Below are 16002 nucleotides of genomic sequence, written 5' to 3'. Positions count from 1 at the left end.
AGTGGCGAGAATTAATTGGGAACGCATTAAAAAACAATACCTTAGCGAATACGAAGAAACTGGCGTTAACGTTAAGACGTTTTGTGTTCGCAATGGTTTAGTCTACTCTACAGCAAGAAAATACTTAAATAACAAACTATTACAGAGAAAACCAAGCGAACAGAACACGAACAACGAAGAAGTTCAGGGCGAAAAATTACAACCCAAAGGGATCACACCGCCCAAAACCAAAATCAAACGCAAGAAAACCTCGAATCAATCAAGTGCCAAAAATGGACACGGTGGCCGTCGAGTCGGCGCTGGCGCTCCAAAGGGGAATAACAACGCTTTCGTGCATGGCTTGATGACTAAAGCATTTGGCAACCTAGTTAAATACTCTCATCAAGTCGATGACGAATTTAAGTTAGAAGTGCATAAGCTTGCCGCTCTTCAGGCGCTTGAGTGCTACACGCAATACAAAGATGAATTAGCCGATTTCCTCAAAGAGCTGGAAGAACGTGGCGATAAACCTACAGAACTAGAGCAGGAGTTTATTGATCGACTTGAGAAACGAATCGAGTCGAGTTTTGGCATGGTTTGCCACCACACCGGAAAGCTTGAGTATTTAGAGGGCCAAATGGCGAACCGTCGATTAACCAATCGAGCAATAAGCAAGGTTATCGCTCAAACCACACAAGTCGAAGTTGATACCAACCTTAAACGCAAAGGCATTGCGTTGGCCGAAGCGAATACTGACAAGGCTAAGGCTCAAGCTGCGCTTGCTCGTCATGATCTCGACCAGAAACAACGTGAAGGTCTAGGCGACGATGATGATCTAGGTATGTTGCTAGATGAAGTTCAAGATTTGGATGACGATGAAATCATTCAGCGCTTCAAAGATAAAGGTGGAGTGTTGAACGATGATGAATGATGGTATTCAGCCGTATAAGGATTCTATTAATGGCCGTGGCATAAACCTAGTTATGCCAGCGCTTACCGATCAGCAATTCAAAGCGCTTTCACGGCCAGAGAAGCGCCGTTACTTCAGGAACTATATGACCTGTAAGGAATGGCGCTTAAACAACCTTTACAAGATAGAGAATGATAAAGGTCGCGTTGTCACGTTTCGAATGCGTGACGCTCAGAGAGATCTATTTGAAACAGCCCATACCTTTGAATTGATTCTTAAAGCGCGTCAGTTGGGCTTTAGTACCTTTATCGACTTGTACGCGCTGGACTCGTGTTTATTCAATAAGAACTATGCCGCAGGTATCATCGCGCAGGACTTGGAAAGTGCTGGCACTATCTTCCAGACAAAGGTTGTCTTTCCATATAACAATTTGCCTAATTACTTGCGTTCTCGCATTCGTGTAGTTCAACGAGCTGGTGGCGCTAACGGTGGCCGACTCAGTTTTTCCAATGGTTCACGAATCCGTGTTGCAACGTCATTCCGTTCCGGTACGTTGCAGTTTCTACATATTTCAGAGTTGGGCCGTATTTGTGCAGGTTACCCACAAAAGGCCAAAGAGATACAAACAGGTTCTATGCCTACTGTTCACGAAGGTTGCAAACTCTTTATTGAATCGACGGCAGAAGGCGCGGCAGGACTCTTTTTTGAGTTGTGTAAGAAAGCCGAGGAACGAGCACATAGCGGAGTGAAGTTAGGTGCTAAAGATTTCCACTTTAGATTCATTCCTTGGTTCACTCATCCTAGATATTATTCACCATTGCCATTAGGCGGATTGAAGCTATCCAAATACTTTATTGAATACTTTAAGTCGATTGAGCCATTCGTGATCCGTCACTTGGGAAGGCCGTTAACGGATGAGCAAAAGCAGTGGTATGTCGAAACCTATAACCACTACGAAGAGTACACAAAACAAGAGTATCCAAGTACACCACAAGAGGCGTTCTTAACGTCAGGCCGTCGTGTATTTAGCGCTCCTTCCTGTATGGCTGCGGAGTCAGCTTGTACCAAACCGTTGCTTGTCTATGACGTTAATCCAGAGACCGGCGCAATGTTTGATGTTCGAGATAGCGTAAACCGTGAAGGTAAAAGCGAGAACATGCAGAACGGATTGCAGGGCTACTTGCTTATTTGGGAATTGCCTGATCCAGAAAAGGATTACGCCCTTGGCGCTGACGTTGCGGAAGGCCTGGAACATGGGGACAGAGGTTCAATTGATGTATTGGACGAAACTGGCAATCAAGTTGCTCATTGGTTTGGTCATATCGATACAGACCAGTTTGCAAAGATTATCGCAATCATTGGCAAGATGTACGCAGGTAAAAACGGTAGAGCGGCCTACGCTGCGCCAGAAAGAAACAACCACGGCCACGCCGTTTTAAACGTTCTACGCGATATCTATCCAATATCCAGAATCTACCAAGAAGAACACCACGACAAGGAAGACGAGGACGAAGAAACAGGGCGATTAGGCTGGCTTACCACTCGTAAATCCAAGCCGATAATTATTTCAAACTTAAATGAGCAATTGCGCAATAATACGTCGGGCATTCGATGGATCGGGACAGTTACAGAGCTGAATACCTACGTTTATGACTCCAAAGGAAGCATGAACGCAATTGAAGGCGCATTTGATGACCAAGTGATGAGCTATGCGATTGCGCTAGAAATGGTTGTTCGAATGCCTAGAACCATGACCAAGTTACCGCCACGCACCAAGCGATCAAGCGATTGGCGTACTAAGTGAGGGGAGAATTTATGGTTTGGAATGAAGACCATGCGGAGCATGACGGCAAGGGCTTTAACCTTACTCAATTGCGTCGATTAGTCTCAAACGTAGAAGCACAACCAAACTGGCGCGATCCAGCGCAAAAGTGTTGTGATTACTATGACGGTAACCAACTAGCTCCTGAAGTAAAGCAGGTTTACGAAGAGCGTGGACAGCCGGTCATTATCAACAACTTAATTGCACCAGCAGTTGATGCCGTTTTAGGTATGGAGGCAAGAACACGGACTGACCTTATACTTGCTGCCGATGACGATGAGGGTGAAGAACTACGCGAGGCGCTTCAGGAAAAATTCAAAGATGCGTGGCGACTTGCACGAGCTGACCGCGCTAATGCTGATGCTTATGCTTCACAAATTAAAGCGGGCATTGGTTGGGTAGAGGTTACCCGAAATGATGATCCTTTCTATGGTGGCAATTACAACATCAAGCCAGTTCGCCGTCAGGAAATGTGGTGGGACTGGAATGCTCAAGAGGCTGATCTGTCTGATGCTCGATGGTTGCTGCGGAAACGTTGGGTAGATGTAGATGAGGCTATTGCTCATTTTCCTGAACATGCCGAAATCATTCGTCAAGCAATGAACAATTGGGAAGACTTCGCAAATCTTGAAAGCTACGAAGAGCAAGATCAAGACTTGCTTGCTGCTTACCATGAGTTTGAGAGTTGGGATAGAAATACATCTGAATGGTTAGATCAGGCTCGTGGGCGTATCTGTTTACAGGTTATCTATTATCGTACATTCAGACGCGGTTATGTTATCGACCTAAAGAACGGGCGAACCGTAGAGTACAATCCTAATAACATTGCTCAAGCTGTTGGCGTGAAAATGGGTAAGTTCAAACCACGAATTGCTACATGGTCAGCTGTACGAGAAGCATGGTTTGTTGGTATCCATAGGATTGTTGATCGTAAATCTGTCGCACCGAGCGGATATTTTCCTATTGTGCCGTTCTTCGGTTATCGCATGGATAAATCCGGCCAACCTTACGGGGTTGTAAGCCGAATGATTAGTGCTCAGGATGAGATTAACTTTCGTCGTATGAAGCTGACTTGGTTATTACAGGCCAAGCGAGTCATTGCTGACCAAGATGCAACAAACTTGAGTCGCGAGGACTTGCTAGAAGAGGTCGAACGCGCAGATGGTTACATTGAGTTAAACCCTGATCGCAATAACAAGAAATCAATCAGTGAAGCTATCCAGATTCAGCAAGATTTCAATATTGCGAGTCAGCAGTTTACTGTTATGCAGGACTCAATGAAGCAAATCCAAGACGTTGCTGGTATCTACAATGCAATGTTGGGCCAAGACTCTTCCGCCACCAGCGGAGTCGCTATTAACTCACTAGTGGAACAAGGCGCGACTACGCTAGCAGAGATCAATGACAACTATCACTATTCGAGAACACGAGTTGCTGATCTGTTAATGGCCTATCTAATCGAAGACCTAGCGAAGCAAAGCAATATCGCTGTAACTATCAACAAGCAAGACGCCCATAAGCGAAAAGTCATTCATCTAAACGTGACCAATGACGACGGCACAGTGACCAACGACGTTAAGCGTTGGAAAGGTCATATCGCTCAAGCTCCAATCCAGCAAACGGCTACATTCCGCGCTCAAATGGCTCAACAACTAACCGCGTTAGTTGCTCAATTGCCACCACAAATTCAAATGGCAACGCTAGATATGGTTATCGAGTTATTGGATGTACCTAACAAGCAAGAGATTCTGAATCGTATTAGACAGACTCTAAACCTTCCAAAAGCGCCGGAAGATATGACGCCAGAAGAACAAGCAGCTATGCAGGAAGAACAACGCAAGCAGCAAGAAATGGCTGAAATTCAAATGCAGCAGCTACAAAACGAGGTTGCTTTAGGTGCGGCCAAGGTTGAAGAGCTACAAGCCAAGATTGCCAAACTACAACGCGATGCAGAAAGCCAAGAGGTCAAAGACAACAAGGTTGAGGCCGAAACTGCGAAAGTTTTACAGGAGGTCGCAGAAGTCAAAGCACAGGCAGATAGCACGGTTAACGCAATATTAGCGAACATCGACCAGCAATTGCTAAACCTTCAAATCTAAATGTAAGAGGTAACTAAAAGTGTGGGAACAAGTTAAAAACATTGTGGGCGAAGCCGCCCCGTTGGTTGGTTCATTACTTGGCGGTGCCACTGGTAAAACAATAGGTACCCTAATTGCTGGCGTTCTTGGTGTTAAAGATACGCCGGACGCCGTTATTAAAGAGCTGATGGCTAACCCTGAAGCTCTAACAAAGATTGTTGAGTTTCAGGCTCAACACTCAGTCAAGCTACAAGAAATGGCGCTGAACCAATTATCTATGCAGCTAGCAGATACAGAAGACGCGAGAGATGCACATGGCGATCACTGGATGCCTTCAGCGTTGACTCTGATCTTGTGTGTCATGGTGTCAGGTATGTTTTGCTCATTGTTTTGGTGGACGGTTCCAAAATCATACGAGCAACTAATTATCATGATCGCAGGTCAGGTAATGGGCGCGTTCTCAACGGCTATCGTGTTTTGGCTAGGCTCAACGATGATGCAGGGCTTGGGTCGTACAAAGCAACCAATGAAGTTTATGAAGTGGGAAAGTAAGTAAATGAAATTACTAGTCGAGTGTAAGCCGAATACCGAAATATGAGTGCATAAGACGTAATTGTTTGGAGAGAAAAGCCATGTATGACAAACGACTAAGAAGCTATCGACCTAAATGGTTTAAGACTTGGGAACTTGTGAGTAAAACTGCTTATCAGGCGCGTGGTGAAAAGGCCATGCTTGGTATGGATGCTCGATTGCTGGTCACCATTGATGAACTGCGAACGCTGCTTAGTGAAATCGATCCTAAGAAAGCGGCGCTTATCTGTAACAACTGGAAAATTGGTGGTTCTCGTGGTTACTCAGGTCTGCGACTTGCGAGTGACAAATATTTCACACCATTCTCTGCGCATGGTAGAGGGCAGGCTGTTGATTTAATTAGCAATCATTACGCAGCTCAAGAATTGCGTGATTTGATTATCAAACACAAAGAGCGGTTCCCTTACCTAACGAGAATGGAAGAGGGTGTTAGCTGGTTGCACTTGGATGTGTTCAACTTACCAGAAGATGCGCCAGAGAATTCAATCCTGTTATTTAATAAATCAGGTGAGACTCGTTATGTCTAGGTAATCATCGAGCGTTAATTTTTGGTTTGCATTGGTGAATTTGTGGTACATTTATTAGCAAATTAAGTGTGCGGTGAAAAATTAACGCAACACGAGAACATAAAAAAGCCAGTTAGCGCGATTGCGTTAGCTGGCTTTCTTGTTCGCAAGTGCGGCGATAAGCACAAACCAGACGCAAGCGCAGCGATAAGCGCACATGAGGGGATTATGACTATAGAACTTGACCAAGCACTATTAACTGGCAACGTCGAAGACATTGACGCACTGCTAGATGAAATTGACCTAGATGACGATTTGGGCGTTCTTAGCGGTGAAAATGACCAAGATAACCATTCGACTGATAACGAAATGGGCGTAGGCGAGGAAGATGAGGCACTACCAAGTGTTATTGATACTACTCAGCCAAAAGGTGACGCCAACCTAGATAAATCAGAGCAAGGCCAAGAGCCTAAAACGAATGCGGCCAAAGATAGCATTGGGGTTCGAGAGATTGATGGCAAGCTCTACATTGAAGTTGATCCAGACAATGCAACGGTAGCAAGTAAGGACGGTAAACATACGATTCCTTATGCAGTTCTAGAAAAGGCTCGCAATCAGGCGAGCGAAGCGTCGAGCCGTATGCAAGAGCTAGAGCAACAGCTAAGTGAAGCTACAACCGTCAAGGAAAAACTACAGCTATACACCAAGCAATTAGAAGAAGCTGGCATTACGCCTGAAAAGCTACCTGAAGAATTGCTTAACGATGAAAATGCGCTCAATACGATGCGTGATGAGTTGCCAGAAACGGCAGCGAATTTGCTAACGGCATTGGTTAAGCGTTTTCAAAGTAAGGCTGCGACCACTCAACAAGAAGCCAATGACGGAGTTAACGAAGTTACTAACGCGCTAAACGCTGACGAACTTACAGAGCTTCGTACTTGGGAAGAGAGTGACCGTGACCGTTGGGATATGGCCTTAGTCATCGACAACAAGCTCAAGAATGATCCAGCGTTCCAAGCCATGCCACTACAAGAGCGCTTTGCAGAAGTGCAACGCCGAGTGAAGGCTGCTTTCGGTGATCCGGTTCAAGCGTCAATTGATGTTGAAAAGGCACAGAAACAAGCCGAGCAAGGCCAGCAGCAACCTCAACAAACGGCAGAAAAACAAACCGTTGTACCTAATTCACCGTCTAGTCTAGGTGGTTCTTCACTGGACACTACGGCGGCAGCTAATCAGGCATTGTTGAATCAAGACGCACTAGCGCTTGAGCAATCACTTGCCAATATGTCGCCAGAGAAGGTTGAAGAGTTCTTAGCTCAAGCGGTGATAGCTCTAGATTAGTCGAGGATTTCATAATGACTACTATCACTAAAGCTCAAGCTGCTAAAGCGTTTGGTGCCGCGCTGTTTACTCATACGCGCCGCCAAAACACTTTTGTAAACATGCTAACTGGTAAAGCTCCAAAGGCAGTACCAGCAGACCGCAACCGAAACAAAACCCAAACTGAAGCTGGTGCGCCAGTTGTAATGATCACCGACCTTACAAAACAGGCTGGTGACACAGTTGAAATGGATTTGTTCCACAACTTGGGCGGTATGCCAACGATGGGCGATAAAAAAATCGAAGGTCGTGGCGAGTCGCTATCAAAAGTTGAGTTTGAATTAGTCATTAACCAAGGCCGTCATAACGTCGATTCAGGCGGTAAGATGGCTCAACAACGAACCAAGCAAAACCTACTTCAAGTAGCTCGTACAATGCTTGGGAACTACTTCAACGATCTACAAGATGAAATCGCAACGTATCACCTAGCTGGTGCGCGTGGTGACTTCATGCCTTCCGACATGATTGTTCCAACTGCGGATCATTCAATGTTTGGTGAAATCATGGTTAACCCTGTTACCGCTCCTACAGCGGATCGCCACTTCTTCGGTGGTGACGCAACAGGTATTGCAGATATCGTGGCTGCCGACACGCTAACTTTAGCGAAGATCGATGAAATTGCGCTTTACCTAGAAGAAATGGCACATCCAATCAAGCCTATCCGCTTCGAAGCAGATGAGCTTTACGGCGAATCGCCTTTCTACGTTCTATTTGTTACTCCGCGCCAATGGGCCGACCTATGGGCTGACGTTCAAGGTGCTGGCAAAGTGCAAGAGCTGATCGCGAATGCGGTTAACCGTTCGCAAGGATTTAAGCATCCACTATTCCAAGGTGACCGCCTAATGTGGCGCAACATCTTGGTTCGTCAATACCGTAAACCAGTACGCTTCAATGCTGGCTCTAAAGTGAAAGTTGGCGCAGCAAGCGGCAACGGCACTGAAACTGAAGCTACAGCAGCTACCGTAATTGACCGCGCAATCCTACTTGGCGGCCAAGCGCTGGCAGTGGCTTACGGTAAATCTTCAAGTGGTGCTCAGTTCTCAATGCACACTGAGAAGGTTGACCACGGCAACGGTCGTGAAACGTCTATCGCTTGGATGAGCGGAGTTAAGAAAGTTCGCTTCCAAGAGAAGAATGGCCGAATCAATGACTACGGCGTAATGGTGCTAGATACAGCCGTTGGCGGTTTATCTAAGTAATAAGTGACAGGCTAGCTATCTAGCCAGCCTTTATTCATCGTAATCAAAGGAGAATTGCAATGGCAGTTAAAGTATCACCAGCCGTTAAGCAAAACGTCTATAACGGTACTCACGGTAACCTTTCAGTGATGTTCGCTGAAGTTCCAGCGCTTGCTGATGCTGACTCAGTTATCGTAGCAAGCCTTGAGGCTGGCGTGAAGTTGGTGGAAGTGAAGATCCTTACCAAAGGTGAAGCAGTAGCAAGCTTAACTGCTAAGGCTACTCTGAACGAAGCCTTGTTAGGTGATGGTATTCACGAGCCTCAAGTTGGCACCAAGTTAGAAGATGTGATCGGTACGGCTACGGAAGTTCCGAAGGGTGCGTTGTCGTCTGATGTGGCTGGATACTTCCCGTCAGAAGATGTTGCTGAAAAAGATAAGTGTCTAGTTCTTACTTTCGCAGGTGCCAAAGTTCCAGCAGACAAGATCCGTCTAGCGATTTACACCACTTCAGTCGGCACTATTTAAGATAGTCCACTCTGTTGAAAAACAGGCCAGTCAGATAATTGGCTGGCCTGTTTTATATGTTCCGTGGCAATGGCCGCAGCTCAACACATCGAATACACATAAGGGTATTGACTATGACAGCAGAAAAGAAAATTGTTTGGATCGGTGAAAAGCCAATTAAAAAGGTAAACACGCTAGGCCGTGACTATTACTTTAACCGTGGCGAACCAACCAGCGTACCGGAGCAAGTGGCGCACCGATTACTGCAAATTAAATCTTGTTTTGCTACTCCTGAAAGTGCTCAGTCTCTAATCGAGAGCCTACAAGCTGAAGAGCAAAAGCGTCAGCAACTAGCGGAGCGAGCGGCGCAACTAAAAGCTGAAGAAGAGAAAGCAAACACTTGGCTCGTTATGGTTGATGGTGAAGTCGTCAACATTTCCAAATACACCAAGGCGAAACTTGAAACCATTATCCTAGCAGAAAAGCTTCCAATTGATCCGCTAGCATTGGAAGTTCCAGAAGGCGAAACACATGCGTCAGCTCTACGCATGGCAGTGCGTGACAAGCTACACGCTAAACACGGTATTCCAGAGGCTTAATGATGAGCGCACTATCTGATTTATATCGGTTAGTGCGCCAGCGTTGCGCTGGCGTTGTCGATATCATGATGGATGACGCCTTGCGCGACTCTTACCGCGAGTTTTGCGAGAAATCAGAGTTCCTAAAAACAAAGGTCAAATTGACCGCCGTTGTGTCTGGTGTGCAAATTCCGGTTGCTGGCATTCCTACCGATTCAGCAATTCTAAAAATTGACAGCGTAGTGAGCAATTGCGGTTCTCTGCTTTACGTCAATGACGACTACGTTTTTGAACCTGTAACCAACGAGCTCACATTCACGAATGACTTTGATGCGGTGACCGTTACGGCGGTACTAAAACCAAAGCTAAGCTTCGATGAGAACAACCTTAATTCATATCTAGTTGAAAACTACGGCGAAGCTCTAGCGGCTGGCGCTGCTTACCGACTCCGATTACAGGTTGGCACAAATTGGTTTAACCCTGATCTCGCATTGATGTACGAACGTGAATTTATCGAGGGTTATCGCCGCGCTTACCGAGTAAGCAAAGACAACTTCAATTCATTCAAAAACAAAGTGCGTAAGCACAATTTCTACTAGAGGTGTGTATGTCTTCGAATAACACTCCGGTCAAACACTTGATCGATGAGGCAGCTCGTCTCGTTGTCGATAAAAACATGATCCGTTGGGATAAAGCGTTTTGGGTTGATGCGTTCAACTCGGCAGTTCGAGCAATCTTAGCAATTCGATCTGATGCGTTAACGGCCAATGAGGATTTTGTTTGTGTTGAGGGTTCAACTCAGACAATTCCAGTAGGTGCCCGTTTTGTTGTTGATGTTCTGCGAAATAAAGACGGCGCGGCCATTTCTGGCAATGTGGATTTGAAGGTGCTTGATGATTATCGCCCTGAATGGCGTTCAGAGCCTCTTGCTAGCGCGGCCAAAGCGTGGCTTTACGATGACCGAAATCCAACAACGTTCTATATGTATCCTCCGGTTGTTTCTGGAACAACCATTGAGTGTGTATTTGCAAAAGTGCCTACGCCAATAACTGAAAGCGATTACGACTCTGAAGCCAAATGCGAACTAAACCCGATGTACGACAACGCGATCATTGAGTGGCTTGTCTACCGCGCATTTAGTGAGGATGCAGAGTTTACCGCTAACGCTGCTCGTGCAAACACAGCATTAAACGCCTTTAGAACAATGCTAGGCGACAAGAGCCAAGCAGATAGCATCGTTCAACAAAAGAGCGCTGATATCAAAAACCAACCACGCTAATTAATTGGAGTAGAGCACAATGACTAGTAGCTGGTATCGAAGAGGTACGGTAACTGTAACCGACGGTTCAAAAGAGGTTGTAGGCGTTGGTACGTTATGGGTTGATGCCGGAAATAAACCACTAGCTGGTGATATTATGTTCATAGCTGGCAGTATTTATGAGATCGAATCGATCACCGATAACGAACATTTGTCACTGTTTAGACCATTTACTGGCGTTCCACCAGCAAATGGTGAGTATGCGATCATTCGAAATACTTCAGTAACTATTGCTACTCGTGTTGCTGCAATGGTCGCGGCGGCTATCAACTCAAAACAAGTGTTGCTTGATGACCTTCGAGGTTATTACACATCGACGGCTGACAAGGTTCTGATTCATACCGGTGACGGCTCAACTATCGAGGTTGTGCCTCTCCAAACATTGGTATCTGACATTACAAAGCTAATCGATCAGGCGAAAAGCATTAAGGATGACCTTGTTAGTACCGATGCGGCATTAAGCCTAATTCGCAAATACTCAAACACCGTCCAAGGTGTGGAAGTTGAACCAGGTATGTATTCAGCTAAGAGCTATGCTCTTGATGCGTCGGATACGCTGGCTTTAGTGAACCAAGCAAAAAGCGATGTAGATTTAACAGCTTCTCAAGTTCAGAAAACCAAAGCTGATATTGAGCAGTTCGTAAGTACATCAAAAACTGAAATTGATGCTAAGGCTACTGCCGTGAAGGAGGATATTTCAGAGCTTGTTGCTGGTGGCACCGATAGCATTACGTCACATACCGATACAAGCAAGGGTGCAATTAACACCTTATTGAGTGCAAGCAAAACCGAAATCACGGATCTAGTTACCACTGAAAAAGCTGCCATTTCACAGCAATCAAGTACAAAAATTAGTGAAATGACTGCACTAAAACAGAGCGCCGAACAAGCTGCATCAACGGCAATACAAAAGGTTACTCAAGCGACTGCTTCAGCTACAAGCGCAGCCCAAAGCAAGACCGATTCTCAAACCCTGAAAACGCAAACTGAAGCCTTAGCGAATGAAACAAAGCAAGTCGCGGAAGAGATTAAATCCGGTAGTTATGTTGGTTGGCAAATCTATTGCCAAAGCGAAGCAAACATGAACGCTGCACGAATGCTAGCTAGTGAACAGTTTGCGGCTAGTGGGTTCGTTGATTTTGGTCGCCACTATAGTTCTGGCAACTATGTTCCTGTCAATGAGGGGCTTTGGTCGCAGTTAGACTCACCAAATAGCCTAAGAATAGGTAAGGTCACCAATGCTTCAGGAACGTCAAAAACTAACCATGCCGTTACGCATATCGCTGGCTTTATTTCGCAACTGATTAATATCAACGACGCGTTTGAACCAAGGGCTTCGATTAAGTTCCCTGAAGCTCCGAACGGCGCAGTTATTTATGACTCCACTGGTAACTGTCGTGGTTCAGGCAAAGCTACGCTAGACCTAACTAAGGATGTAGACCCTAAGTATGGTGATGTTGCTGGTTCAGTTAATGAAGCAGTAGGTAGAGCTTTTGAGGGTCGTACAAAGAATGGCGATTTCCGTAAAGGTAATGATGGCTCATGGCTAGGGATTGCATCAGGACGTGGTACGTTCACTATTGCTGATGGGAAGATGACTATTAAGGACACTACAGGCATTAATGCAAACAAATCATCAATGGCTGTTAAAAACGTTGGTCATACAACAGAAGCTAATAAAACATACACCATTACTGTTGTTGTTGATTCACTGAGTACATCAGAAAATATAGTCAATTTTGCTATCCGTCTTGGTGGGTATTCTGACCCTAACCAACGACATGAACCATTACGAAAAGGTGTTAATACTTTTACGTATACTGCGGGTAGTAACCGTCCTGATGATGGTTTTCTCCTTTATGTAGGTAACAACCAAACAATGGTTATTTCATCGGTTGGGGTATGTGAAGCTGCTGAAGAAGTAGTAATCAACCGTGTAGATTTGTTTGGTTTTGAGTACTTCTTAGAAGAAATCAGCAAGGCCAATCCATTTGTTTACCCTTATGGTTGTATTCAGTCGCTTGCTTCCACAATGGAAGGCATTGCTACTACAGGCTCTAATAGACCTGTAACTTATTATGCTGCTTTTGATGGTGATACAGGCTCAAAAGGTAAAGGCGTTGACTTTTGGGCTGCAACGGATGAGCAGAAGAGAGCTTTAGTTTCTAATCCTGAACATAACATTTATTTACTTGATGATGGACGAATTGTTCAATGGCGTGTGCGTCAGAGAACTATTGCAGGTGCAGGTAATGGGGATTGGGAAGGCTTTAGCCCTGTCGATGCAACACAACATTATTTACATTTCTACGGCGTGTTTGGTAACTGTTCGGTGGTTAATCCACAGGGCATTAAAGATGTACTCGGAGGTAATGGCACTTCATTTGGTCAACCTAATAATGTTCTTGGGTATGGCGTTTTTGATGGCAACGTTGAGCCTATTCGTCCAGATGAAAGTTTGGGCGCGTATAAAGTTCGTTTCTCTCATGCTTCAGATGGTTCTTACGCAGTAAACGGTGAGTGTTATTTCTATGTTTGCGGTGTAGTTCCTCGATTAAACAAAGGTGCTTATCATCCAAGCTTTAACCCATTAGGTACTAAGAGTTGGGTTCAATCTGGCAAAGGTTGGAATGCTCAGTGGTGGCAAGTGTCGGGAGTTAGTTCTACTCGTCAGTGTTTTGATTACAAGACAGCATCAAGTGACCTAACTCAAGCTGGTGCTAACGAAGAGTTCTCAGGTTTTATTGGTTCTCGCGACGGTTCAAGTCGTCCCGATGGTCGTTTCTATGATGTTATCTACGCTTCAGGCTTGGGCGGTGTGATCGACTATCGATTTAGCGCTTGGGATATGGGGAGCAAAGATGAAGCAGCTAAGATTTTCCAAAAGCTAATCGAAGGTACTTATCGGGGTAAAGAACATCTTCCCCGTATGCGTTCGTTTGTTCCTCAATACACAGTAAGCGCCGCTCATGGTACTTATTTGCGAATTGAGGCTAATAAGCTCTTGGGAGATACAGATTGGATTCCAACAACTAGCAGCATTGCACAAGGTGTACAGTGTTCTGGCAGCTTGATCGTCAATGGCGTGGTGAGGAAAGTTAAGAAGATATACAGAAACACTAACCTTGATTACTACCTAGAAATGGAAGATAGGTTAGGTAACGCTGTTGGGGATGTTATTTGTGGTGTTATCGGTGACTATGCGCCTTTTGAGATATCGGGCAATTTCAATATGATTGATGTGCTTGGTTCGCCAGAGCGTATTTTGGCTAAAACTGAACTAGCAAATGGTTGGCTTGGTGACTGGATTCCGGTTGTTCCAAACAATACATTGGTGGCAAATAAATTTCCGATGACTCACGTTGCGGTGGACAAGGATATGCGAATGTATTGGAGCGACGGTGACGCAGCTTGGCAAACCGGAACTTATACGTTCGCTCCATCATTAAATGCGCGTGATAACAGTTCTGCGATCCCATCAACTCGCGTTGCATTACATTCTTATATTGCTAGCGCAAAACTTACTAAATCAGCAAACATCAAACCTATATTAAATGGTGCTAATGGCGTCGGTGATGTTTACGCAACGATGTTTAATGATCGTACTCGTGGTGGATTATTACGGGAAAGTTTTATAAACAAAGTTGTTAGTGGCTACTCGCAGAAGCATCCACACAGCCAAACAGTGAAGCTGAACAAATGTACGTTGCTTGATGGATATTTTGTTAGTAACCCTGATTTCTCGCCAACGCATGAATGTATTGCACTAGGTGAACCAGCTTATGATGATTCAGCAATCAAAGTGTTGTGGAGTCAGAGTTCAAATAATCAACAGGTCAATTTAAATCTATCATTCAATGAGTTGATTTGGGTTGGTAGCTATTCGTCGTTGAACGTAACCAAAATTACGTCCACTAACACTGCGACTGATGGTGTTGCGGGTCAGCTTTATTTAACCGATCCAAGTATTACAAATGCTTTGGGTAATAAGTTGCTGCGCTGTGTTAAGTCTTTTACTGCGTCTTGGGGGGATGTGTGGTTAGAGAACGGAAAAGGCTTCGTGTATATCACAGCTCCAACGGGAGATCCTTTCTTGGTCGTATATGGTTCACAGGCGGATTTATGGGGCGATGATGGAAAATTGCGGATCGTAAGTGATGCTGGGACATATAAGAATCTCAATGGTGATTTATGTCTATATGGTACGCATGAGCTGGCAATTCCATACGGCTATACGAAGAACAAAGCTCATGCTGGTTCTCAAGTTAATGGGGTGAATTTATGATCATTGATACGGACTACACAGCTCTAACCGATATCGATGAGAATATCCGGCATTATTATGCTGAAGATGTTCGACAACGAGTGATTGGCTATGCAGAGGGGGAGGAAACTTCCCCTATAACTGAGCAATGCACGGTTATCGTTCTTAATAAGCCTGAAGAAATTACTTATCAGGATGCAAACCAAAGACGCTGGGAGGGTAAGTCTTGGGAGCAAGTTGTTAAGCCAGAGATTGAGCGAGCAATTGCTTGGGAAGATTTTCAAGTAAACCACGATCAATATCTTCAATGGTTGGTGGATGTAGAGAACTTTGTTCCTGAAATCACTATTGGCGAAGATGGTGAAGAAGTTGCCACGTTGCCACCAGCGCGGCCCGTGATCGATATGCACAATCGCCGCGCCGTTTATGAAGTGATTGAAGTGTCATACGACGCTAATTATTACACTCATAATGGTGAATACGATTATTTGGTCAATGATGAAGAATTTACCGTTACCAAGACGCCAGTTGTCGAGAGAAAGCCTGACAATGTGATCGCGGAGTTTCATCGGAACAAGGCGCAAGCTTTGCGAGATGAAATAAAACTATCAAACATCTTTATTCATGGATATGAGTTCCAAGTTCGCCAAGTTGACCGGAACAATATGGATGAAACGCTATGGCATGCAGAGCGAAATAATATGTTGGATAAAGAGACGGTCTGGATTGCAGCAAATAATGAACCTGTAAGACTGACGTACAGTCAAATCCAACAAATTAAAGATGCATATGCGATTCGATTGGAAAAGCTATTTAATCAATATGCCACTTGGACAGAAGGGGATATGCAAACTCCATTCGAATTTTTAGAAACCTAAAGTTCTCGATTGGT

At 44.9% G+C, this 16002-nt stretch carries 13 protein-coding genes; all 13 read left to right on the top strand.

Features of this window, described 5'->3' with window-relative positions; translation table 11 throughout:
* Window position 1: 1 nt before the first annotated feature.
* The 13 genes from R7P80_RS21930 to R7P80_RS21870 all read left to right on the top strand — a co-directional run bounded on the left by R7P80_RS21930 (window position 2) and on the right by R7P80_RS21870 (window position 15988).
* The gene (locus tag R7P80_RS21930) at window positions 2-910 is read left to right on the top strand and encodes a hypothetical protein (protein WP_225491933.1); all 909 of its coding nucleotides are present in this window, start codon (window positions 2-4) and stop codon (window positions 908-910) included.
* Entirely contained in the window at window positions 900-2693 is a 1794-nt protein-coding gene (locus tag R7P80_RS21925; RefSeq protein WP_225491932.1) for a terminase, read from the top strand. The genes R7P80_RS21930 and R7P80_RS21925 overlap by 11 nt, the downstream gene beginning before the upstream one ends.
* Before the next feature lie 11 nt (window positions 2694-2704).
* A complete protein-coding gene (locus R7P80_RS21920) occupies window positions 2705-4810 on the top strand; it encodes a portal protein (protein ID WP_225491931.1) in 2106 nt (701 codons plus the stop codon).
* Window positions 4811-4829: 19 nt separating this feature from the next.
* A complete protein-coding gene (locus R7P80_RS21915) occupies window positions 4830-5345 on the top strand; it encodes a hypothetical protein (protein WP_170891564.1) in 516 nt (171 codons plus the stop codon).
* A 76-nt stretch (window positions 5346-5421) separates the two neighbouring features.
* Entirely contained in the window at window positions 5422-5907 is a 486-nt protein-coding gene (locus tag R7P80_RS21910; protein WP_225491930.1) for a hypothetical protein, read from the top strand.
* 207 nt (window positions 5908-6114) lie between these two features.
* Window positions 6115-7227 (top strand): hypothetical protein, encoded by a 1113-nt coding sequence (locus R7P80_RS21905; protein ID WP_225491929.1) that lies wholly within the window; start codon window positions 6115-6117, stop codon window positions 7225-7227.
* A gap of 14 nt (window positions 7228-7241) precedes the next feature.
* Window positions 7242-8465, top strand: coding sequence for a N4-gp56 family major capsid protein (locus R7P80_RS21900; RefSeq protein ID WP_170891561.1), 1224 nt, complete (start codon window positions 7242-7244; stop codon window positions 8463-8465).
* A 59-nt stretch (window positions 8466-8524) separates the two neighbouring features.
* Window positions 8525-8971, top strand: coding sequence for a hypothetical protein (locus tag R7P80_RS21895; protein ID WP_225491928.1), 447 nt, complete (start codon window positions 8525-8527; stop codon window positions 8969-8971).
* 113 nt (window positions 8972-9084) lie between these two features.
* Entirely contained in the window at window positions 9085-9549 is a 465-nt protein-coding gene (locus R7P80_RS21890) for a hypothetical protein (RefSeq protein ID WP_225491927.1), read from the top strand.
* Window positions 9549-10127, top strand: a complete 579-nt coding sequence (locus R7P80_RS21885) for a hypothetical protein (RefSeq protein WP_225491926.1) — start codon at window positions 9549-9551, stop codon at window positions 10125-10127. The genes R7P80_RS21890 and R7P80_RS21885 overlap by 1 nt, the downstream gene beginning before the upstream one ends.
* 8 nt (window positions 10128-10135) lie before the next feature.
* Entirely contained in the window at window positions 10136-10807 is a 672-nt protein-coding gene (locus tag R7P80_RS21880) for a DUF6682 family protein (protein WP_225491925.1), read from the top strand.
* 19 nt (window positions 10808-10826) lie between these two features.
* Complete coding sequence (locus tag R7P80_RS21875) at window positions 10827-15131, top strand: coiled-coil domain-containing protein (protein ID WP_225491924.1); 4305 nt, start codon at window positions 10827-10829, stop codon at window positions 15129-15131.
* Window positions 15128-15988: a DUF4376 domain-containing protein gene (locus tag R7P80_RS21870; protein ID WP_225491923.1), complete on the top strand. Its 861-nt coding sequence runs from the start codon at window positions 15128-15130 to the stop codon at window positions 15986-15988. Before R7P80_RS21875 ends, R7P80_RS21870 begins: the two co-directional genes overlap by 4 nt.
* Window positions 15989-16002: the final 14 nt, after the last annotated feature.

Origin of the sequence: Vibrio sp. 2092, assembly GCF_033339635.1 — a bacterium.
Classification (GTDB): domain Bacteria; phylum Pseudomonadota; class Gammaproteobacteria; order Enterobacterales; family Vibrionaceae; genus Vibrio; species Vibrio alginolyticus.
The sequence above is the reverse complement of the archived record's forward strand: the minus strand, read 5'-3'. Positions and strand labels throughout refer to the sequence as shown.

Bases quoted from the DNA above. Each gene is read 5' to 3' on its own strand.
- R7P80_RS21925 (WP_225491932.1), top strand. From the start codon at position 900: ATGATGAATGATGGTATTCAGCCGTATAAGGATTCTATTAATGGCCGT.
- R7P80_RS21920 (WP_225491931.1), top strand. From the start codon at position 2,705: ATGGTTTGGAATGAAGACCATGCGGAGCATGACGGCAAGGGCTTTAAC.
- R7P80_RS21910 (WP_225491930.1), top strand. From the start codon at position 5,422: ATGTATGACAAACGACTAAGAAGCTATCGACCTAAATGGTTTAAGACT.
- R7P80_RS21905 (WP_225491929.1), top strand. From the start codon at position 6,115: ATGACTATAGAACTTGACCAAGCACTATTAACTGGCAACGTCGAAGAC.
- R7P80_RS21900 (WP_170891561.1), top strand. From the start codon at position 7,242: ATGACTACTATCACTAAAGCTCAAGCTGCTAAAGCGTTTGGTGCCGCG.
- R7P80_RS21895 (WP_225491928.1), top strand. From the start codon at position 8,525: ATGGCAGTTAAAGTATCACCAGCCGTTAAGCAAAACGTCTATAACGGT.
- R7P80_RS21890 (WP_225491927.1), top strand. From the start codon at position 9,085: ATGACAGCAGAAAAGAAAATTGTTTGGATCGGTGAAAAGCCAATTAAA.
- R7P80_RS21885 (WP_225491926.1), top strand. From the start codon at position 9,549: ATGATGAGCGCACTATCTGATTTATATCGGTTAGTGCGCCAGCGTTGC.
- R7P80_RS21880 (WP_225491925.1), top strand. From the start codon at position 10,136: ATGTCTTCGAATAACACTCCGGTCAAACACTTGATCGATGAGGCAGCT.
- R7P80_RS21875 (WP_225491924.1), top strand. From the start codon at position 10,827: ATGACTAGTAGCTGGTATCGAAGAGGTACGGTAACTGTAACCGACGGT.
- R7P80_RS21870 (WP_225491923.1), top strand. From the start codon at position 15,128: ATGATCATTGATACGGACTACACAGCTCTAACCGATATCGATGAGAAT.